Here is a 22935-nt window from a genome sequence, read left to right as displayed (position 1 = left end):
GATAGTCTTGTTTAAGGTTTAAAGCCTAAAATTTATGGTTCATTGCATATCACTTTGAACTCAAAATAGTAAACTTTGAACTTATTGAATTTGCAAAGATACAAAATATTGAGACAGAATGGCAGGGCTATTACATCGGACCAAAATTTAGGGGCAATCTAAACCTGTAATTTACCGGTACACCACCTACTGTAGCGGGATTCCATTTCTTTTTGATACTTTTTATCCCTCTGATAATTCTATCATCAAAATCTTTAACACCTGACGATTGTTCTAGACTTACATCTCCTATAGTACCATCTGCTTTTACAACAAAAATGGCTACCAGTTTAAAAGCTTCTTTCCATTGGAAACCGTCAAGATTAATTTTTTTCCCAACTTCTTTACGAAACTGATTGATGCCACCAGGCAGATTTTCAAATAAAGCAGGATTTGCCTGAGGAATATATCCTTCCTTATAGTTTTCAAACAAGTCGTTTGGGAGAACAAAAAAGCCAGCAACAGCTTTCTTTTTACCGCCATCTATTTCTGCAGGATTCCATTTGTTCATATATCTTAAAACCTGCAATCCAAGATTGTATGCACATTTATTTTTTTCAGCGAGCTCTTTATTTGTATCGTCTTTTACATATTTTACAGTTGCATCTTCCCCGATAAGAACTTTAAGATAAAAAACTTCATCTTTATTATCACAAGGTTTTAGATTTTTATCAATTAAAACCTGGTGAAAATCTTTGTAAAACTGTACTTCTCCATCACCATAAGGATTTTGGAGATGAGGATAATGATAGTACTCGGATGCTACCTGCTGCCCGAACATTGGCAATGCCAGGGCCACTCCCAATAAAGGAAATATTTTGCTAATCATGATTACAGTGGAAAATTTGACTTTAAAAATACATTTTAAACCTACAGCATTGTCTGTTGGCATTTTGCTTTTGTTTTTTTAAGCAGATGTACTACCATTTATCTTTGAAATTTCCATTACATTATTTTAACCCCTTCGGGGTTTTAAGATAAATTCAAAAAGAAAACAGGATAACATCTTCAATATGATCTTACAAATCGGTGGCTATAGAAGATAAGTTCATTTTAATTTTGATTTGTGAAGCAATAGGCTGACCATTGCATGAAGCCGGCGTCCAGTTCTTTTTTATTCTTCTTACGACATACTTCATGTCATCATAAAAATACTCACTATTCGGCACTTTCGGAGAACCTACAATATCCGTTACTTTTCCCTTTTCATCGATTGTTAAAGTAAATGTAAATTCACCATTCAGTACGTAAAAATCCGAATTTAGATAATCATACATAAACTTCCTGAGTGTTTCCTTGTAAACTGTGACTCCGCCTTCAAAAGCAGCAGCTTTAAACCCGCTACAATTTTTAGCAGCAATCTGAAAAAGAGGCTCTTTAATATCTATCTTCAAAATGCTTTTATTAGATTCTGTTACAGGCGTATCATCTCTATCTTCAACATCATATTGCGCCATTGCAAGATTTGAAATAAAAAGTCCTATACATAACGCTATTATCTTCATATTTTTTTTATTTATCATTAATTAAAACAAAATTACACCAAAAAAACTTCACACAAAATGATGAAGTTTTTTTAATTGATCGATAAGAACTAAAACAATTTATGCCTGTAAAGGCTGAACTTTAGCTTTAATTCCCGTTTCTCTTAACATTAATGAAACAATGATGGCCACAACAATTCCTGAGATCCAAAATAAAATAGAATGCTGAAAATGTAAATCTCCCGCAGAATCTCCTAAACTCTTTCCGAACCAACGGCTGAAAACCGGGCTCAGTAAAGTCGTAACTCCGAATGTAATGAAATTGATCGCTCCCGTTGCACTTCCTTTTACAAAATCAGGATTAGCTTCTTTAATAACAGAATAAGGAATCATTGCCGCTCCGGATCCTAACCCAAGAATAAACATACTGATCTTCGCTGGGTATAATTCCGGAAGATAAATTAATTGTAGTAAACTTAAAATCATCACCACAGCTCCGGCAATCAAAACTGGTTTTCTGCGACCCATTTTATCAGTAATAAAACCTAATAACGGACAACCGAAAACCCAACCAAACGCAACCATCGCACTGGTAATCGCAGCATCATGAAAGACAAACTGCTTATCTTTTTCAAAAAAAGCAACTGCCCAGGTCATCGCAAATATGGTTGTTGGCGCAAATAAAAGCCCGGAAATAATTCCGCAAAGCCATGATTGAGGGTTTTTAAAAACAATTTTATAAGGCTCCAGATAGCCCATAGGTTTTACTCCCGTCTCTGTGGATTCCTCTGCTTTCTTCTCTTTAGGAATAACGAAAAACAATCCGAAAGCAGTGATAATAGTGGCAATTCCTGACCAAAGCCAGAAAGTATCAATATTTACACCTTCTTCTACCCAAGGCCCAACCACAAATTGCCCGGCCGTTCCGCCCAACATTCCGATACATTGCGTAAAGCCGATTGCCGTAGCCAATGACTTTGAAGAAAAACCTTTACTTGCCAGATATACACAGCCAGGAAATGCAAAAGCACAACCCGCGCCCTGCAGCAATCTTCCGGAAACTCCGGCCACCTGACTGGAAATTAAAAATAACAGACACCCGATTCCCAAAATAAGCGTTCCTACAAAAAGTGATTTTTTGCCACCAAATTTATCTAACGCAATTCCCGCAATCAAACTACAGGTAGAATAGGTGTAATAATAGGTCCCTACCATGCTGATCAGTTTCAGTTCGGTTGTATTAAAATTATTGACCAGTTCAGGAATCATTACCGCGGGTGCCGATCGGATCACATAATCTAAAAAATAGAAAATAAGCCCGAAAACCCAAGCAATAATGTAGAATTTCTTCAAAGATGCATTCATTATAGCAAATCTTTAATATGTTTATAGTTCGTTTTTACTGTATCTAATGCTTCTTCCATTTTACCGCCAAGCATTAATTGCGCCATAGATTTCGTCATTCCCAATACCTGATCGAATTCGATTTTCGGAGGTAATGCTAATGCATTTGGATTCGTGAAAATATTTAATAGATAAGCTCCGTTATGCTCCAAACATTCTTTAATTGAACTTTCAACGTCGTCAGGATTGTGGACATTTTTCCCGGTATAGCCCATTGCCTGTGCGATCATTGCAAAATCAGGGTTAATCATATCGGTTTCATTATCCGGCATTCCGCCTACTTCCATTTCAAGTTTTACCATTCCTAATGCTCTGTTGTTGAAAACAATCAGCTTTACAGGTAATTTATACTGAAAAATAGTCGCCATATCGCCTAACAACATAGACAATCCACCATCGCCGCACATTGCAATCACCTGTCGGTCAGGATGTGCCAATGAAGCGCCAATCGCCATCGGCATTGCATTCGCCATCGATCCATGATTGAATGATCCCAGCATTTTACGGTCTCCGGTTCCTGTAATATATCTCGCGCCCCAGACACAACACATTCCCGTATCCACCGTGAAAATGGCATTATTTTTAGCCAACTGATCTAAAGTATGCGCTACAAACTCCGGTTGGATCGCATTTTCTGTTCCTCGGTCTTTCACATAAATCAACTGGTTTTCTTTTACTTTTTCATAAAACTCCAATTGTTGATTCAGGAAATTAACGTCTGTTTTTTCTTTTAACAAAGGTAATAACGCCTTAATCGTTTCTTTCACATCACCTGCAAGACCCAATTCCAACTTAGCTCTTCTGCCTAAACGTTCCGGACTTTCATCGATCTGAACAATTTTATTTTTAACAGGCATAAATTTCTCATACGGAAAATCGGTTCCCAACAATAAAAGCAAATCTGCTTCGTGCATCGCATGATATGCAGAGGGAAGCCCAAGAAGCCCGGTTAATCCTACTTCATTTGGATTATTTGGCTGAATTGCCATTTTTCCCCGGAAAGAATATCCTACCGGCGCTTTTAAATATTTTGAAAGTTCAACAACTTCTGCATTAGAATGTTCCGCGCCAATTCCGCAGTAGAGGGTTACTTTTTTACTTTCATTAATTAAATTGGCCAATTGATTCAATTCTTCATCAGACGGACGAATAACCGGATTTGTTTTAAATATTTTATTCGAAGTCGTAGCCTCTTCAGCATTCAGCTCAGAAACATCTCCCGGAAGCCCGATTACCGCAACTCCTTTTTTAGAAATCGCATGCTGAATGGCCGTCTGAACTGTTCTCTGAACCTGTTCGGGCCTTGTAATCATTTGGTTATAATGACTGCAATCGTCAAATAGTTTAATGGTATTTGTTTCCTGAAAATAATCCATTCCCATTTCCTCACTCGGAATCGTGGAGGCAATCACCAACATCGGAACGTGCGAACGATGCGCTTCATATACCCCATTGATCAAATGCACATGACCTGGTCCGCAACTTCCTGCGCAAACCGCAAAACCATCGAGTTCAGCTTCTGCCGCCGCTGCATACGCTCCTACCTCTTCATGTCTCACATGAATCCATTCTATACTGCTTTTTTTAACAGCAATATTTAAATGATTCAAACTATCTCCGGTTACCGCATAAATTCTTTTCACATTTGCGTTCTCGAGCATCTCAACTATTTGCTCAGCTATGTTTTTAGCCATAATTAATATTTTTGGTGGTTAATGTATCTGAAAAAACGGATGTGAATATGGATTGAAGGCATTCTATTTTTTTGTTCAAAATATTTGCCTATCAAATGTAAGGAATAATTAATATTTTAAAGATTCTTAGCCATTAAAATTTAATTAAGAACAAAAAAAACTCCGCAATTTCCTGCAGAGTTTCCGTTATTTATTTTATCACTTCAATCTGATTTCTCAACAGATCTTCGAATTCGTCTCTTTTTCTGATCAGGTGAGCTTTTCCGTCTAAGAAAAGAACCTCAGCAGGTTTTAATCTAGAATTGAAATTTGAACTCATCTCAAAACCATAGGCTCCCGCATTGTGGAATACCAAGATATCACCTTCTCTTACTTCATTCAGTTTTCTGTCCCAGGCGAAAGTATCTGTTTCACAAATATTTCCCACCACGGTATAAATTCTTTCTGCCCCTTTTGGATTGGAAAGATTCTCAATATAGTGATAGGAATCATAGAACATCGGACGAATCAGATGATTGAATCCTGAATTTACTCCTACAAAAACCGTTGCTGTAGTCTGCTTGATCACATTAGCCTTCACTAAAAGATAACCGCTTTTTCCAACAAGGAATTTTCCCGGTTCAAACCAAAGTTCAAATTTTTTACCGGTAGATTTTGAAAATTCAGCGATTACTTTTTCTACTTTTTTACCTAATGTTTTCACATCTGTTTCTTCTTCGCTGTCTTGATAAGGAATTTTGAAACCACTTCCCATATCCAGATATTTCAGATTCGGGAAATGCTCAGACAATTCAAGCATAATATCCAGAGCCTGCAGGAACACATCAGGATCTTTAATCTCACTTCCGGTATGCATGTGAAGACCTTCCACATTAAGATTGGTAGATTTCATCACTCTTTCGATGTGACGAACCTGGTGAATGGAAATACCGAACTTACTGTCGATGTGCCCCGTTGAAATTTTATAATTTCCTCCCGCAAAAATATGCGGATTGATTCTTACTAAAATCGGGTATGTATTTCCGTATTTGTTTCCGAATTGCTCAAGAATAGAGATATTGTCGATATTAATGTGCACTCCGAAAGTCATTGCTTCTTCAATCTCAGCAAGATCCACACAATTCGGGGTGAATAATATTTTTTCTTTTGAGAAACCTGCCTTAAGCCCAAGTTTCACTTCGTTTATCGATACACAATCCAAAGAAGCACCTAAGTTCTTGACATACTTAAGAATATTAATGTTTGTCAATGCCTTTGCTGCATAGAAGAACTTTGTGTGTTTTAAAAAAGAAGATGTAAGTTTTTCGTATTGCTCTTTTATAGATTCAGCATCATAAACATACACCGGTGTGCCAAATTCGTTGGCAATCTTTAATAATTCATTTGAATTCATAATTTCATTTTAGCATAAAAAAAGGCAGATTCTTCGAAAAGAGTCCGCCACAATATTATTATTTTTATGCAAGGCAACTCTTTTAAATATTCCAAACCTTAGAGAACCTTACAGCTCCCTTTTTTCCGGTTTTATTTTGTTTAAAATCTTGCATTGCTTTGTTTTATTTTTTGCAAAAATACTAATTCTTTTTCATTTTCAGAAAACTGATTTGCAAAGTGTTTGTTTTTCAGCAAGATCAGGAATTCTGCTTTGGAAGCAACCAAGTGATAATCCCAATCGCGATTAATATCAATAAAAATACAGAAACAGATAACGGATTGGCAAAATTTACCGTCCAGCCCCATCCGAATCTTTTGGGCGGAAATATCCTTTTATCTTCTTTATTGTAATAAAAAAGTCCGAATTTCCAATGTTCTGAATCTTTATCAAAGGAATTCATGCTGTATTTATATTAAATTATTTCGGCAAAGGCAATGTTTCAAAATCACCGCGAAGCAAAGCCAGCTGCAACTCATTATTTAGGTCCGCAGATGATAAAGGCAAATCTATTTTCAGCTTGGCCAGTTTACTGAGTGTCTGAATCTGAGTAAACAGCTCATAAAATCCGTAAGAAATTACTTTACCGTTTTCAATGATCATAAATAATTTCTCACCTAATTTTCGGCCTTGTCCTAACCAAAGTTCGTTTCTTTTCCTGAAATCAATCTTCTTTTTAAACACATTCGCATCCTGATATTCTTCAATCCCATTAATAAACTGAACCGCTTTTGAACCTTGCGTGAAAGATCTGAATTTCAGAAGAGGCTTCTCCGTTTTATTCAGTGTATTTTTCTCAACAACATATTTATTATTTCGGCAAAATAATCCGAAAGGCAGCGTATCTCGTTTTTTAAGCCCTTTTGAATTTAAAATAAGTTTCGCAATAATATCCGTTCCGGTCAATTCAAAATTAATTTGTTCAACACCCTGCTGAATATCGTCCCATTTTTTTGATTTGGAATTAAAAACTTTCTTCGAAAATTTATTGATATCCTGAACATGATCTGAAAAAATGATTCTCCCAGCCTCGTCCTGAAAATAAACAAAACCTTTTTCGTTTGGCAAATCCTGAGTTAACTGCCTGATCTTATTAATATAAGTTTTGGCATTAGACTCCTCATGTTGCTTCTGAATAATCTCGTTTTCCGTATCTTTTGATATGAGAAGCTTGAACAATTCTAATGTCGCACGCGCATCTCCATCTGCACGATGATGATTGGTTAAAGGAATTCCCAGCGATTTCACCAACTTTCCGAGAGAATAACTTACCTCATCGGGAATCAGTTTTTTAGCTAAAGGAATCGTATCTAATGTATTGATTTTAAATTCATAGCCCAACCTGGTAAAAGACTGACGAAGCATCCGGTAATCGAAATCGATATTATGACCAACCAACGTAGTATTGGCCGTAATTTCCACAACTCTTTTGGCAATTTCGTGAAATTTCGGAGCCGTTTTAACCATTTTTGGAGTAATATTGGTTAATTTCTGCACAAAAGGTGTGATATCACTTTCAGGATTAACAAGCGAAATAAACTGATCAACAATTTTTTGCCCATCATATCTGTAGATAGCAATATCAATAATACTTTCTTTTCTGTAACCCGCGCCGTTACTTTCTATATCAATTATGGAGTACAACTTTACTTAATTAAAATCTAATTATAAATGTAGGCATAAATTCATAGAATTCCTCGTTCCTTCAAAAATTTTGCCCGTTACTGCTCAGCATAAGGCTGAATCTAAACTCATACAATAAGTTTAAAAACAGAAAAATGCTGTATAACAATCTTCAACAAATGATTTTGTTTTCAAACGGTTACACAGCACCCCTCATTATTTAAAATCGAAAATGACAGGTCAAAAACCTTACCATTCCTATTGTTACGAATATATAAAAATTATTTAAAATTTCTATCGCTTTCTGCCACCTAAACCAAGCATTCCCAAAATAGCCTTCGCCCCTTCTCGCATCAGCGTGCTGGTGAAGGTTCTTCCCGCTTTACTCTGTAAAACCTGCTCCAGCATTCCCGGTTCTTCTTTTACAGGTTTCGTTTTTTGAGTCGGAGCTGCATTCTGAGCGGCCTGTTCCATTCTGTTGACTAAGATTTCGTAAGCCGATTCGTTATCCACTACTTTTTCATATTTGGCAACTAAGGCAGATTTACTTGTTAGTTCAGAGATTTCAGCATCATTCAGCACATCCATTCTGGATTCCGGAGAAATTAAATACGTATGAACCAGCGGAGTCGGAATTCCTTTTTCATCTAAAGCTGTCACAAAAGCTTCCCCAATTCCTAAATTCTGAATTAAAGTAGAAGCATCATAAAACTCCGTTGTCGGGTAATTTTCAACTGCTTTTGTAATCTCTTTTTTATCTTTCGCGGTAAAACCTCTCAACGCATGCTGAATTTTCAACCCTAATTGAGAAAGCACTCCTTCCGACACATCTCCTGGAACCTGCGTGATAAAGTAAATTCCGATTCCTTTAGAACGAATCAGTTTGACCATGGTTTCAATTTGGGAAAGCAGCGCTTTGGAAGATTCATCAAAAATCAAATGTGCTTCATCGATGAAAAGAACGAGTTTTGGTCTTCCGCTGTCACCTTCTTCAGGGAAAGTCATATAAATTTCAGCAAAAAGAGACAACATAAATGTAGAAAACAACTGAGGTTTACTTTGAATATCCGCAACCCGCAAAATATTCACGACGCCTTTTCCGTCTCTTGTTTTCAACAGATCATGCACATCAAAACTTAATTCTCCAAAGAAACTTGCCGCGCCTTGTTGTTCCAATGCGACTATCGATCTCAGAATAGCTCCCAAAGAAGCTGAAGAAATGGAACCATAATTTCCTGCCAATTCGGCTTTTCCCTGAGCATTTTCAGTGACATATTGAAGAACTTTCTTCAAATCATTCAGATCAATTAAAGGCAGCCCTTTATCATCACAATATTTAAAAACAATAGACATGATACTTTGCTGAGTATCATTTAATTCTAAAATTTTACTCAACAAAACAGGTCCGAATTCCGTAACAGTTGCCCTCAGTTTCACACCTCTTTCTCCGGAAATGGTCATCAACTCTACCGGAAAAGCCTGTGGCTCGTAAGGAAGCTGAGTTTTAGAATATCTTTCTTCAATTAAAGCATTTTTCTGTCCAGCTTCAGCAATTCCGGAGAAATCTCCTTTGATATCCAACACCAAAGACGGAATTCCCTGATGAGAAAGCTGTTCGGCGAAGACCTGTAACGTTTTGGTCTTCCCTGTCCCAGTAGCTCCGGCGATCAATCCGTGGCGGTTGATGGTTTTTAAAGGAATGGTAACATTCACTTCAGGGACTACCTCTCCATTGAGCATTGCCTTTCCTAATATAATATGATCTCCTTTCGGAGTGTATTTAGCATTTAATTCTTCAATAAATTTCACTTTATTTGCCATTTGATTTTTTTTAGACATCTAAAGATAAAAGTTTTTGTAAGATATTTTATTCTGATAAATAATATTCTTTTGTGAATATCTACACTATTATTTTTATCTTTCAAACATGATAAAAAACAGTCTACTAATTTAGTATGCTTTTAGGCTGTTCTTTTTATTTGAATTAAAGCAATTTAAACCCGATCAACACAGTAAAATTGATATAAACTATTAGGCAGATTTAACATTTGACATACAATTCATCTAATACTTCGTATCTTTAACTAAATTTTTAAAATAAAGCCAATGAAAGTTGAACAAATATATACGGGCTGTCTGGCTCAGGGCGCCTATTATATTGTATCAGAAAATGAAGCTGCAATTATAGATCCTTTAAGAGAAGTAAAACCTTATCTGGATCGTCTGGAAAAAGACAATGTAACTTTAAAATATATCTTCGAAACACATTTTCATGCAGATTTTGTTTCGGGGCATTTGGATTTAAGCAAAAAAACGGGAGCTCCTGTGGTTTACGGACCAACGGCACAACCAGAATTCGAAGCAACGATTGCTGAAGATGAGCAAATTTTTGAAATCGGAAAAGTAAAAATAAAAGCGCTTCACACGCCCGGTCATACCATGGAAAGTACAACCTACCTTCTTATTGACGAAAACGGTGTGGAAACTGCTATTTTCACAGGTGACACTTTATTTTTGGGAGATGTAGGAAGACCAGATCTTGCTCAAAAAGCAGGAAGCGTAACACAGGAAGACCTTGCAGGAATTTTATACGAAAGTTTACACAGCAAAATCATGCCGCTGGATGACAGTATTACAGTGTATCCGGCTCACGGCGCGGGTTCTGCTTGTGGAAAAAATATGCAGAAAGAGACGGTTGATATTTTGGGAAATCAAAAAAGAACGAATTACGCTCTTAATCAACCAGATAAAGAATCATTTGTGAGAGAAGTTCTTGATGGACTTACCGCTCCTCCAAAATATTTCGGAATGAATGTAGCCATGAATAAAGGCGGTTACGAAAGTCTTGATATCGTGATGGACAAAGGTTTAACACCAATTGAGGTTAATGATTTTGAAGCTTACGCAGAAGAAACGGGCGCTTTGATTCTTGATACGAGAAGTCCTGTAGAATTTCATAAAGGATTTGTTCCTAATTCAGTAAATATCGGTTTAAAAGGTGATTTCGCACCATGGGTAGGAACGTTGATCGTAGATGTAAAACACCCTTTATTATTAATAGTAGACGAAGGAACTGAAGAAGAAGCAATTACCAGACTAAGCAGAGTTGGTTTTGATAATGTTGTGGGTTACTTGAACGGAGGTTTTGAAGCCTGGAAAAACGGGGGTAAAGAAACGGACGAAGTAAAAAGAATTTCTCCGACTGAATTTGCAGAGCAATTTAATGTAAGTTCAAAAGTAGTTGATGTTCGTAAAATTTCAGAATATTCGGCAGAACATATTGATAATGCTTACAATAAACCTTTAGATTTAATCAGCGATTGGGTAAAAACGATTGATGATTCTGAACATTTCTTCCTGCACTGTGCAGGCGGTTACCGAAGCATGATTGCGGCAAGCATCCTTAACTCTCACGGAATCAGAAATTTCACTGAAATCGAAGGTGGTTTCAACGGAATCAAAAAAACAGAAAAATTCCCGACAACAGATTTTGTTTGTCAGTCTAAAGTGATCTAAAATCAAGATGAAGAAAGGTATACTTTTTGGAATTATCCTTACAACACTTACAGTAACAGCCTGTAAAACAGCCAGTCATTCTGAAGCGCCAAAAGCAAACATCAGAGAAGTTGTGAACAGCTCAGATGTAACGTTGGTAGATGTAAGAATTCCGGAACAATATGCAGAAGGAACCGCAAAGAATGCTATTAATATTCCTTTGGCTGAAATTCAGAATAATACTGAACAATTGAAAGGCAAAAAAGTAGTTGTTTTTTGCAACAAAGGAATTCAGGCGGACCAAGCAGTAGAAATATTAAAGAAAAATGGCGTGGAAGTGTACGACGGCACAAGCTGGAAAAACGTAAAAGCCATTCAGGATGAGCCATCATCAAAATAAATAAAAAACCAAACTATGTCACAAAAATTTCAGGAAATTATAGACTCGGAAAGACCGGTATTAATCGACTTTTTTGCAACCTGGTGTCAGCCTTGCAAAGTTCAGTCTTCGGTTTTAACGACGGTAAAAGAGAAAGTAGGCGAAACCGCCAGAATTATAAAAGTAGATATCGATCAGTATCCTGCCATTGCCTCACAATATGGTGTGCGCAGCGTTCCTACATTAGCGGTTTTCAAAAAAGGAGAATTGCTTTATAAAGAAAGCGGGGTTCACGATGTGAACAGATTGACACAACTTTTACAACAATATGCTTAAAAAGGTTGAGGTTAAGACTAAGGTTGTAAAAATATCAGCCTAAATCTTAACCTCAATTTTTTTATAATTGAATTGAAAAAGCATCCCGGTCATTCAAAAACTGAAAATGCTTTCTGAAATCTTTCAATTGCTCTACATCCAGATCTGCAATAACAAGATTTCCGTTCTTTTCAGAAATTTCAGATCCGTCAGCAGAAAAACAGTGCGAACTATCCTGATAAAAGAGATTATTTCCATCGGTCCCGATTCGGTTCAAACCAAAAACAAAAGATAAATTCTCAATTGCTCTTGCTTTCAGCAGATGCTCCCAGGCTCCTACCCTTTTCTCCGGCCAGTTGGCTACATATAAAATCGCATCATAATCATCATTATTTCTTGCAAAAACAGGAAAACGAAGATCATAGCAAACCTGCAGCAAGATTCTAAATCCTTTATAATTTACAATCACTCTTTCTCGTCCCGGCGTATAGACTTTATCTTCTCTGGAAAAGGAAAACAAATGTCTTTTATCATAGAAATCAACCTGAGAATCGGGTTGTACGAAATACATTCTGTTATAAAAACTGCCTTCTTCTTCCACGGGCGCACTTCCGCAAAAAGCAGCATTTTTCTCTTTTGCCATTTTCTTTAAAAACTCCAGAGATTCCTGATTTCTGTCTGAAATCTCTGCGGCATCCATACAAAAACCTGTTGAAAACATTTCCGGAAGCAGAAAAAGATCCGCTTCCTGATTTTGCAACTCCTTCTCAATCTCTTCAAAATTTGCGGATTTATTTTTCCAGATGATATCTAAATTCAGTCCTGTGATTTTCATAAACTTTATTAAAAACTTCAATAAAAATACGATTTTCTGATAATTTCGGTTCTATTTTTGATACGAATCTTTTTTATTAATAACACTAAAAATGTAAAATTTATGAAGAAATTGGTTTTTATGTTCATGGTGATCTTTATGGGAGCAACAGCCAGCGCACAGGCTTGGACAGGCAAAGGAGATCAGAAAATCAATCTGGGTCTCAGTGCGTGGGGATATGGAACCGGGATTGCGGCAACCTATGATTATGGTTTAAACAAGCTGATATCTGTAGGAGCTGGTGCGAATGCTTATTTTGACAATTATAAGGATAATGATAAAGACAATCGTGTTTTCATTTTCGGAAGACTGAATTTTCACCTTCAGGATGCTTTGGACCTTCCATCAAAATGGGACATCTATCCGGGAGTTGATGTTGGAGTTTTAGGAAAAGACTTCGGAATCGGAGCTCACATTGGCGCCAAATACTTTTTCACGGAGAAATTCGGAGTTTTTGCGGAAGTCGGCAACAATGGCAGTCTTGGGGTTTCGTTCAATTTGTAGAAAAACACCTGATTATATGACAAAGCTTCTCATTTCGAGGAGCTTTTTTATTTGGCATAGTTTTGATAATTGTTACCTTTGCAAATTAAACATAAAAAGCATTAATGGAAATAGCAATTAAACTGTTTCAATTTATATTGAGCATTTCTATCTTAGTCATCTTACACGAGCTCGGGCATTTCTTACCCGCAAAATACTTTAAAACCAAAGTAGAAAAATTTTACCTTTTCTTCGATCCTTGGTTTTCAATCGCTAAAAAGAAAATTGGTGAAACCGAATATGGTATCGGATGGCTTCCTTTCGGAGGTTATGTGAAAATTGCCGGAATGGTAGACGAAAGTATGGATACTGAGCAGTTGAAACAGCCTGCACAGCCTTGGGAATTCAGAGCAAAACCGGCTTGGCAGAGATTAATTATTATGCTTGGAGGCGTAACGGTCAACTTTTTCCTTGCCTGGCTGATCTACGGTTGCCTTTCTCTATTCAACGGAGAAATGTATACCGATCTTACGAAATTCAATAATGGAATTGGGGTAACGGATGCCGGTAAAAAAATGGGTTTCCAAAGTGGTGACAAGATCATCAATATTGACGGAAAACCAGCAGAAAGATTAGAAAATGCTTCTATTAATATTCTTTTAGGCGACAATGTAACGGTTCTTAGAAACGGAAAAGAAGTAACTTTCCCGGTAAACAAAGATGGCGTTGCGGATGTACTAAAGCAAAAAGAAGCTAAAATGTACATTACTCCACGAATCCCAATGATCATTGATACATTGGTAAGCCCAACAGCGAAAGCTTCAGGATTGGCAAAAGGTGATAAAGTAGTTTCAATTAATGGTAAACAGACTCCTTTCTTTGATGAAGTGAGTGATGTTTTATTGAAAAATAAAGGTAAAGCAGTAAACATCGACGTTCTGAGAAACGGAAAAGCGGAAACTGTTTCTGCAACAGTAGATCAAAACGGTAAATTGGGAGTTGGTGTAGACCAAAAAGCAATGGCAAGCGTTGTTACTGATAAAAAATATTCTTTCGGAGAAGCTATTCCAAGAGGTTTTGTAAGAACTATTGAGGCTTTAACCATGCAGGTAAAGCAGTTCAAAATTATGTTTAACTCAAAAATTCAGGGATATAAAAACGTTGGCGGACCAATCGCTATTATTAAAAATATGCCTGTTGATAAGTCAGCTGATGGCAGCATCGCTATTAACTGGGTTTCTTTCTGGAGCTTTACTGCCATGTTTTCTATTTGGTTGGCATTTTTGAACTTAATTCCTATTCCGGGATTGGATGGTGGACACGTAATTTTCACTTTATATGAAATGATCGTTGGAAAACCTGTTCCTCAGAAAGTATTGGAAAACGCACAGATGATCGGGGTTATCTTCCTGTTAGGCTTGATGTTACTGATCTTCGGAAGCGACATTTTCAAGGTCTTCACCGGAAAATTATAATTATTTTTAAAATTTTCATTAAAAATATTTGTAGGGTATAAATATTCGTCCTATATTTGCACCACTTAAAACAAAGGACATTCCTCCTTAGCTCAGTTGGTTAGAGCATCTGACTGTTAATCAGAGGGTCGCTGGTTCGAGCCCAGCAGGAGGAGCCAAAAAAGACTTACAGAAATGTAGGTCTTTTTTTATGTTTATATTTGTGAATTTTATTGAATACTTACTCTATCAGTATTTTTCATCAATATAAACTACCTCATGAAAAGACTATACATTTCATTATTCACTGCCTTTGCGATCACACAGCTTTCTGCGCAGGAAAAATCATATTTTTTATCAACACCTTCATTAAGTCCGGACGGAAAAACCGCTTATTTCGCTTACGATGGTGATATCTGGAAAGCAGACTCTAGCGGAGGAAATGCCTCAAGAATCACCGCGATGGAAGGCGAAGAAATTAACCCGCGAATTTCTCCGGATGGAAAATGGCTTGCGTTCAGCTCCAATCAATATGGAAATTATGATGTGTATGTAATGCCTGAAGAAGGTGGAAATATCAAACAATTGACTTTTCATACCGGAAAAGACGAAATAGAAAATTGGGGATGGGACAGCAAAACGATTTATTTTACTTCCGGCAGAGAGAACAATTTCGGAAGCTTTAAAACAACGATTGAAGGAAAAACTCCGGAAAAGCTTTTTAATAACTATTTTAATAATACAAACGGACTTGCAGAAACTCCGGCTGGAGAATATCTTTTCACAAGCTCTATGGAAAGCGCCGGACAGACTCATCGTAAACGTTACAAAGGGGAAAACAACCCTGATATTTTAGGCTTTAATCCAAAAAATAATTCTTTTAAACAATATACCAATTACGAAGGGAAAGATTTTAACCCAAGTGTAGATAAAAATGGAGTTATTTATTTTATTTCTGATGAAAATAATAATGAATACAACCTTTATAAACTTGAAAATGGTAAAAAAATCGCTTTAACACAGTTTGACACTTCTATTAAAAAACCTTTTGTCGCAGCCAACGGTTCTAAAGTTATTTTTGAAAAAGATTATCAGTTGTATGTTTATGATGCTGCCTCAAAAAGCACAAAAGCCCTTAACATCAATTTAAACACCAATAAAACATTAGAAAAAGAGCAAAGTTTCAACGTAGAAAATAATATTTCGTATTATGATGTTTCTCCTGACGGTAAGAAAATGGCGTATGTAAGCCGTGGTGTTTTATTTGTGTCTGATGTGGAAGGAAAGTTTTCACAACAGATTTCCGACGGAAAAGAACGCGTGATGGAAGTAAAATGGCTGAAAGACAACCGTACTCTACTTTTCAGTCAAACTGATAAAGGCTATCAAAACTGGTTCAGTATCTCTGCGGACGGAAAAGGACAACAGAAGCAGCTGACCAACGATTTACGCAACAACCGCAATATTACCCTGAACAGCGATCTTTCAAAAGCAGTTTATCTAAGCGGCCGTGATGAAGTGAGATTAATGGATCTTAAAAATTTCAATTCGACTACGATTGTGAAAGATGAAATTTGGGCCTTTCAAAACTCAAAACCATCTTTTTCGCCAAATAACGAATATGTTCTATTTTCAGCTAAAAGGAACTTTGAACTTGATATTTTCATCTATAATATTAAAAAAGGTGAAACCACCAACCTTACGAACACCGGAGTTTCCGAAGAAGATCCTTATTGGTCTCCGAACGGAAAATATATTTATTTTACAAGCGACAGAACGAACCCATCTTATCCTTTAGGTCTGCAAAAATCCAATATTTACCGTATGGCGTTGGATTGGTTTGATCAACCTTATAAATCTGAGAAATTCGACAAACTTTTCACTGAAGAAGATAAAAAAGAAACAAAAGATTCCGAAAAAACAAAGGACAAAAAAGAGAAAAACGACAAGGAAAAGGAAGAAAGCAAAGATAAAGACGCGGATAAAAAAGATGAAAAGGAGAAAGAGAAAGAACCTGTAGTTAAGGAAATCAAAATAAATCCTGAATATACTTTGGAGCGAATAGAATTGGTAACCGATCGATATGGTTATCAGGATGATCCGGCAGTTTTCTTAGATGATAAAAAAGAGATTTTATTGTTTAATTCCAATCAGGATAATGGTAAAAAGCAATTGTTTAAAAAAGTTTTTACCGATTTTGAACCTGCCAAATCTGAAAAAGTTTTTGATAAAGCCGCTTATAATATCACGAAAAATGCTAAAAATCTGTTCGCATTAATCGAAGGAAATGTTTACAAAACAGCAATTTCTGCTTTGAAACCCCAAAAAGTAGTGATTCAATATACATTTAACAAAGATTTGGCTTCAGAATTTACACAGATGTACAATGAAGCGTGGACGGGCGTTGAAGAAAACTTCTACGACGAAAAATTCCATGGCATCAACTGGAAGGCTAAAAAGGACCAATACGCAAAATATCTTCCGTATGTTCATAACAGAAACGATCTTAGAATTTTGTTGAACGATCTTTTAGGCGAATTAAATTCTTCTCACACCGGATTTTCTTCCACTGGAAAAGAAGAAAGCACCTACCTGAATTACTTCACCAATGAAAGTGGAATTATCTTTAAAAAAGATCAGCCGTACACCGTAGAAAGTATTGTAAGAAAATCGCCGGCATTCCGTTCGGGTGTTGATATTAAGCCTGGAGATCAATTGATTTCCGTTAATGGAAAAAAGATAGAGACGAATGAAAATCGTGAAAACTACTTTACCACTCCGAAAAAACAGGAAGAACTTATTCTCACCTTCAACCGTAATGGTAAAAATATAACGACAAAAGTACATCCGATTTCAAATGTGGAATTGAAAAGTCTGCTTTATGATGATTGGATCTTCAACAATCGTGACCGCGTTAATAAGCTGAGTAATAATAAAATCGCTTATTCTTATATGAAAAACATGTCGACCGATGAGCTTGACCGTTTTCTTTTGGATATGGTGGAACAGGAAAATCAAAAAGATGCCGTGATTCTTGATCTTCGATACAATACAGGTGGAAATGTGCATGATAAAGTGTTGAATTTCCTTTCTCAAAGACCCTATTTACAGTGGAAATACCGTGAAGGAAAAATGACAACACAGCCAAATTTTGCGCCTTCAGGAAAACCCATCGTTCTGTTAATTAACGAAGCATCTTTAAGTGATGCTGAAATGACCGCAGCAGGATTCAAAGCTTTGAAATTAGGAAAAATCATCGGTCAGGATACCTACCGCTGGATTATCTTTACTTCAGGAAAAAGCCTTGTAGACGGATCTTTTTACAGACTTCCTTCTTGGGGAACTTATACTTTAGACGGTAAGAATCTTGAAAAAACCGGAGTGAAACCGGACATTTATATCAAAAATACTTTTATGGATCGCCAGCAGAACAATGACCCGCAATTGGAGCGCGCTGTTCAGGAAATTCTTAAAGATTTAAAGAAATAAAAAATTTAAAATATCAGAAGCTGAAATAGCAATATTCTTTTTATTGTTATTTCAGTTGAGATAAAAAGTAGTAACTTCTGAGCAATACAACATTTTTTCTAAGCTAAACATTTCTTTTTTTGGAGTAATAATTGGTAAAAATTCAGATTTAATTAAAAAAAATATAAAATATTTGTGATTGAATTTCAATACATTTAGCGAAAAAACATCATGAATAAAGGATAAAACTTGCTTGATATAAATATTCATATTATATTTGCAACACCTTAAAACAAGGAAATTCCTCCTTAGCTCAGTTGGTTAGAGCATCTGACTGTTAATCAGAGGGTCGCTGGTTCGAGCCCAGCAGGAGGAGCAAAAAGACTTACAGAAATGTAGGTCTTTTTTTATTTCTACTCATTTTCTGTGGGTTACCTTATGTTTAGGGGATTTTACAATATTTTAAATACCCTATTTCCCATACTTTTTATTAAATAATAGGCTTCCAAAAAGGTACACATTCCTTTTAGCTTTGGAACACCATCATTTCTTAAGAGCTGGAACACCACTTTTAAATATTGGAACACCATTCAAACCCTTATTAATTCTACAAAATCATGAACACTATAAGCATACTCTTTGTATTAGACAAAGCAAAGACAAACACTAAAGGTTTAGCCCCATTAAGATGTAGAATAACATATTTGGGAGAAAGAAAACCATTTGCTACAGGATTATTTATTAATCCTAAACATTGGGATAGTAAACAGCAGAAATCTAAACCACCCAATGAAGATAACAATTATGTCAACAACCAATTAAGCCTGATTAAAAACAAGATTAATCAGGCTTTTCTATTACTTCAACTTCAAGATGAGAACTTTGATGTAGATGATATTTACAGGCAATATAAAGGTGAAACCCTAGTTAAAGATTATTCTTTACTTGAATACTACAAACTCTACCTTGAAAGACTTAAAAAGCTAATAGGGATTGATATTAAACAACCCACTTATGATAAGTTTGAATATATCAAAGGTGATTTAGAAGAGTTTATAAGGTTCAAATTCAAAAAATCAGATATTAAGCTAAAGGATTTAGATTTTGACTTCATTTCAGAGTTTGAATACTATTCTAAAACTGAACTTAAACATAGTCAGATTACTATTAACAAAGCTATTCAGAGAATTAAGAAAGTAGTCAAGAAAGCTGTATCACAGAAGTATATTCAGTCTAATCCTTTTGAAGAACATAAACCTAAGACAGTACATCCTAAACTTGTATTCTTAACACAAAAGGAATTAGACAAACTTGAAAGTCATATATTCCAGTCTGAAACATTAAATAGGATTAAGGACTGTTATTTATTTTGCTGTTATACAGGACTTGCTTATAAGGAGATGTTTGAACTCAAAAGAGAAGATTTAATAACTAAACCTGATGGAATCAGTTGGATTTATAAGGAAAGAGAAAAGACAGACAGAACATTCTCTGTACCTCTAATACTTCCAAAAGCCCTTGAGGTAATGGAGAAATATTCTTCAGAAAGTGAGTATCTCTTACCCAGAATAAGTAATCAATATTTTAATAGGCTACTTAAGGAAATAGCTTCTATACTAGAAATCTCTAAAAATCTCACTCATCACACAGCAAGAAAAACATTTGCCTCTACAGTCTTATTGAGTAATGATATTCCTATGGAGGTTATATCTAAACTTTTAGGTCATTCCAAGATTACTACTACACAGGAATATTATGCAGAGCTAATGCCAAAAAAGCTAAGTGAGCAACTTCAAAAACTTAAGATTAAACTGAAAAAATAAAAAGATAATTCAACAGTATTCTTAATATTTTTCTTAATTTTGAAAACACAATTTTAACTCATTAAATTATGAATGAATTCCAACAAGAATGGAATTTTCATAAAGAAAATGAGATTGAAAGTAATCTTTCTCCTCAGAAGTTACCTGGGGTACATAGTGAAGATTTTGAAGAGAGTTTTCAAGAAGTAAAACTCTACAATCACGACATTTCTTTTGACGAAAATTTCCAACAAGACAACACTCCAAAGCACATTCTTATTGAAGTAAATTCAACAGGAAACATGCAGGTTAAGAACATACTATCTCCTAGTGATAAAATAGTTGTTAACATGAGAGACTTTCATGAATTCAATTTTGATAGGTATTTCGTAGACTATGACACCATATTTGGGACTAGACTTCTAAATTTCATGCAGTATGACAGCAATTTCTTTGTTTGTGATGAAAGAGTCTTTTTTGAAGCATTACTTATCAAATACAAAGCATTTAATTTCAAATCATTCTACTGGTCTAAAGAAAAAATTTTTAAGGAATTAGGCATCAAGAAAGACAGGGCAGAAAAAATAATCAGCAGATTTAAGGAATTAGGAGTCATTTCTGTTGAAAATAAAAGAAGCATAAGCTCTGAAAGTAAGCCACAACAGGTTAATTATTTCTTTCTACATCCTGAAAAAGTTATAGAAATACTTCCAAAAGTTTTTGGAGATGAAGAGGAAGAAAGGATTTTTCCAGGTCACAGAGATATTCAAAAGTATCTTAAACCTGGGCTAAGGAAAAAGAAAGGGAAATAACCACATTATTCTCTCCATTGGAGGATTTCCTCTAATAGGTTTGATGTTCTAAATCGTAACCTTTTTAAACAATCAATAATTCACCAACACCCTTGAGAATCCAAGGGTGATATCAACAATTTTAAATACAAAATATTATGCAATTAAAACAGTCACAAAGACAACAAGTAAAGCTCAGATTAGGATTATCAGGAGCTAGTGGATTTGGAAAGACCAAATCAGCTTTATTATTAGCCTATGGAATGACACAGGACTGGAGTAAAATAGCAGTCATAGACACAGAAAACTCCTCAGCTTCCTTGTATTCTGACCTGGGTAGTTATAAGGTGTTGGACTTACAAGCTCCCTATTCACCTGAAAGATATATACAAGCTATAGAATTGTGTGAAAAGTCAGGAATAGAAGTCATTATCATAGATTCAGCCAGTCATGAATGGAATGGCTCTGGTGGATGTCTTGAAATCCATGAGAAACTAGGTGGTAGGTTTCAGGATTGGGCTAATGTAACTCCAAGACATCAAGCATTCATCAACAAGATACTACAGTCAAGCTGCCATATCATTACCACCACAAGAAGAAAGATGGATTATTCTTTAGATATTGGTAGCAATGGTAAGACTAAAGTCGTCAAACATGGAACCAAAGAAATCACCAGGGATGGTTTTGAATATGAACTTACCATCAATTTTGAATTAGTTAATGATAATCATTTGGCTAAAGCAAGTAAGGATAGAACAGGACTATTCATGAATAAACCTGAGTTTCTGATAACCCCTCAAACTGGTAAGGTGATTCTTGACTGGTGTAATGCAGGAACAATTAACCAAGCCCAGGTAACCCCTTCTATGACTAAACAAAGTTACCTGGGCACTAATGAGATTAACGCTCTAATTAATAAAATAGGAGACTGTAATGCAATTAGTGACCTTTTAGCTCTTTACAAACAATATCCCCAATATCAGGAAGAGTTAAAGCCTGAATATGAAGCCAGAAAATCATTTTTAATCAAACTGTCTAACCCACAAAACTTTTCAACTAATGGAGTACACAGATAATACAGCAGTAATGGAACTGCACAATGTTCAAAGAAGCAGTCACCTTAACCTGGAGGCTGTAAATATCCAAGATGCAGAGGTATTTTACCCAAGCAGAATGAATGAAATTAAGGAGGTTGAACCAAGAAGTGTTCAGCCTCTTTTGATTTCTAATACAGTCAATACTATCATTAGCACAACAGACTCTACCTATGTTCATAAACCTTTTATTGAAGCTAATACCTTACAGGTTGATTTGAGCCACCTTAAAAGTGACTGCATTATTCCTGTGTTTAGTAAGGACAATGAAAAGACCATTGCACATCAGGAGTTTATAGATATTGTAATGAATACAGCATTAAAACTGTTTCCTCACCATAGTATCAGTAACCCTGAAATTAGGGTATCACACCAAATCAAAGGTAGAACTCCTGATGCCATCTACAAGAGTGCTAAAGATTTACTTGACCACGAAAAGACTATCTATTATGAAAGAATGGCTTTTATTATTCAGATACCATCCATTGTAGACACTATTAATGGTAATGAACTGGCTCTTACTCTGGGTGGAGTAAGAAGTTATAACTTGGAGAACCTCTACAACAAGAAAACTTTTGAAAAGTTCAAGTTTTTCATTGGCTTTCAAAATAAAGTGTGTTGTAATCTCTGTGTATCTTCTGATGGCTTTGTTGAGGAAATGAGAGTGGGGAATTATCATGAACTACAGGAGAAAGTGACTAATGTTATTCAGAATTACAGTGCAGAAAGTCACCTGGGGGTCATGAGGTCTTTATCCCATAATCACCTTACAGAACAACAATTTGCTCAGCTTTTGGGTAGGTCAAGACTGTATCAACACTTACCTAAAAAGGAGAGATTAGTCATTCCAAGCCTGAACTTCAATGATAGTCAGCTTAATACAGTGGCAAAAGACTACTATGAAGATGAAAGCTTTTGCAGAAGTGAAGAGGGAGACATTAATCTTTGGAATGTATATAATCTCTTTACACAGGCTAATAAGAGCAGTTATATAGACACTTTCCTTGACAGGAATTTGAATGCCTTTGAATTTACTCAGGGTATTCAGAAAGCACTCAATGGTGACAGTAAATATCATTGGTTTTTGAGTTAGTTGCTTCCACC

Annotated in this window: 19 protein-coding genes and 2 tRNA genes; 12 read left to right on the top strand and 9 right to left on the bottom strand. The window is 35.8% G+C overall.

The genetic code is table 11. The features are described from left to right. Positions 1-130: 130 nt before the first annotated feature. The 8 genes from VUJ46_RS15785 to VUJ46_RS15750 form a co-directional block, all read right to left on the bottom strand. Positions 131-868 carry an energy transducer TonB gene (locus tag VUJ46_RS15785; protein WP_326981681.1) on the bottom strand — a complete coding sequence of 246 codons (738 nt, stop codon included), beginning with the start codon at positions 866-868 and terminating at the stop codon, positions 131-133. A 190-nt stretch (positions 869-1058) separates the two neighbouring features. After that, a complete protein-coding gene (locus tag VUJ46_RS15780) occupies positions 1059-1544 on the bottom strand; it encodes a hypothetical protein (RefSeq protein ID WP_326981680.1) in 486 nt (161 codons plus the stop codon). A gap of 99 nt (positions 1545-1643) precedes the next feature. After that, positions 1644-2888 carry an MFS transporter gene (locus VUJ46_RS15775; protein ID WP_326981679.1) on the bottom strand — a complete coding sequence of 415 codons (1245 nt, stop codon included), beginning with the start codon at positions 2886-2888 and terminating at the stop codon, positions 1644-1646. Beyond that, positions 2888-4621 (bottom strand): thiamine pyrophosphate-dependent enzyme, encoded by a 1734-nt coding sequence (locus VUJ46_RS15770; RefSeq protein WP_326981678.1) that lies wholly within the window; start codon positions 4619-4621, stop codon positions 2888-2890. The genes VUJ46_RS15775 and VUJ46_RS15770 overlap by 1 nt, the downstream gene beginning before the upstream one ends. Before the next feature lie 190 nt (positions 4622-4811). After that, positions 4812-6014: a diaminopimelate decarboxylase gene (lysA, locus tag VUJ46_RS15765; RefSeq protein ID WP_326981677.1), complete on the bottom strand. Its 1203-nt coding sequence runs from the start codon at positions 6012-6014 to the stop codon at positions 4812-4814. Between the two features lie 238 nt (positions 6015-6252). Beyond that, complete coding sequence (locus tag VUJ46_RS15760) at positions 6253-6456, bottom strand: DUF5808 domain-containing protein (protein ID WP_326981676.1); 204 nt, start codon at positions 6454-6456, stop codon at positions 6253-6255. 17 nt (positions 6457-6473) lie between these two features. Next, positions 6474-7697: a 3'-5' exonuclease gene (locus VUJ46_RS15755; protein ID WP_326981675.1), complete on the bottom strand. Its 1224-nt coding sequence runs from the start codon at positions 7695-7697 to the stop codon at positions 6474-6476. 273 nt (positions 7698-7970) lie between these two features. Beyond that, a complete protein-coding gene (locus VUJ46_RS15750) occupies positions 7971-9497 on the bottom strand; it encodes a helicase HerA-like domain-containing protein (RefSeq protein WP_326981674.1) in 1527 nt (508 codons plus the stop codon). A 285-nt stretch (positions 9498-9782) separates the two neighbouring features. Between VUJ46_RS15750 and VUJ46_RS15745 the strand changes: the two genes are divergently transcribed. From VUJ46_RS15745 to trxA, 3 genes are read left to right on the top strand one after another with little or no spacing between them, the layout of a single operon-like run. After that, positions 9783-11192, top strand: a complete 1410-nt coding sequence (locus tag VUJ46_RS15745) for an MBL fold metallo-hydrolase (protein WP_326981673.1) — start codon at positions 9783-9785, stop codon at positions 11190-11192. Positions 11193-11199: 7 nt separating this feature from the next. Next, positions 11200-11571, top strand: coding sequence for a rhodanese-like domain-containing protein (locus VUJ46_RS15740; protein WP_326981672.1), 372 nt, complete (start codon positions 11200-11202; stop codon positions 11569-11571). Positions 11572-11586: 15 nt separating this feature from the next. Next, positions 11587-11886 carry a thioredoxin gene (gene trxA, locus VUJ46_RS15735; protein ID WP_312390436.1) on the top strand — a complete coding sequence of 100 codons (300 nt, stop codon included), beginning with the start codon at positions 11587-11589 and terminating at the stop codon, positions 11884-11886. Positions 11887-11947: 61 nt separating this feature from the next. Here the strand turns inward: trxA and VUJ46_RS15730 are convergent, their stop codons facing one another. Beyond that, positions 11948-12700, bottom strand: a complete 753-nt coding sequence (locus VUJ46_RS15730; RefSeq protein ID WP_326981671.1) for a nitrilase-related carbon-nitrogen hydrolase — start codon at positions 12698-12700, stop codon at positions 11948-11950. 102 nt (positions 12701-12802) lie between these two features. Between VUJ46_RS15730 and VUJ46_RS15725 the strand changes: the two genes are divergently transcribed. From VUJ46_RS15725 to VUJ46_RS15685, 9 genes are all read left to right on the top strand, one after another. Beyond that, the gene (locus VUJ46_RS15725; RefSeq protein ID WP_326981670.1) at positions 12803-13243 is read left to right on the top strand and encodes a DUF6646 family protein; all 441 of its coding nucleotides are present in this window, start codon (positions 12803-12805) and stop codon (positions 13241-13243) included. A gap of 104 nt (positions 13244-13347) precedes the next feature. Further along, positions 13348-14697, top strand: coding sequence for an RIP metalloprotease RseP (gene rseP, locus VUJ46_RS15720; RefSeq protein WP_326981669.1), 1350 nt, complete (start codon positions 13348-13350; stop codon positions 14695-14697). 81 nt (positions 14698-14778) lie between these two features. After that, positions 14779-14855, top strand: a tRNA-Asn gene (locus tag VUJ46_RS15715). 100 nt (positions 14856-14955) lie between these two features. Next, complete coding sequence (locus VUJ46_RS15710; RefSeq protein WP_326981668.1) at positions 14956-18165, top strand: S41 family peptidase; 3210 nt, start codon at positions 14956-14958, stop codon at positions 18163-18165. Positions 18166-18446: 281 nt separating this feature from the next. Further along, positions 18447-18520: transfer RNA gene (locus VUJ46_RS15705), tRNA-Asn, on the top strand. 241 nt (positions 18521-18761) lie between these two features. After that, positions 18762-19967 (top strand): site-specific integrase, encoded by a 1206-nt coding sequence (locus tag VUJ46_RS15700; RefSeq protein WP_326981667.1) that lies wholly within the window; start codon positions 18762-18764, stop codon positions 19965-19967. 68 nt (positions 19968-20035) lie between these two features. Then, positions 20036-20758, top strand: coding sequence for a hypothetical protein (locus VUJ46_RS15695; RefSeq protein WP_326981666.1), 723 nt, complete (start codon positions 20036-20038; stop codon positions 20756-20758). 137 nt (positions 20759-20895) lie between these two features. Further along, positions 20896-21813, top strand: a complete 918-nt coding sequence (locus VUJ46_RS15690) for an AAA family ATPase (RefSeq protein WP_326981665.1) — start codon at positions 20896-20898, stop codon at positions 21811-21813. Continuing rightward, the gene (locus VUJ46_RS15685; RefSeq protein WP_326981664.1) at positions 21797-22924 is read left to right on the top strand and encodes a DUF3871 family protein; all 1128 of its coding nucleotides are present in this window, start codon (positions 21797-21799) and stop codon (positions 22922-22924) included. The genes VUJ46_RS15690 and VUJ46_RS15685 overlap by 17 nt, the downstream gene beginning before the upstream one ends. The last annotated feature ends 11 nt before the right edge of the window (positions 22925-22935 follow it).

The sequence above is a fragment of the Chryseobacterium sp. MYb264 genome (assembly GCF_035974275.1).
Lineage (GTDB): Bacteria > Bacteroidota > Bacteroidia > Flavobacteriales > Weeksellaceae > Chryseobacterium.
Note: the sequence above shows the minus strand (reverse complement) of the source record. Positions and strands in the feature narration are given on the sequence as shown.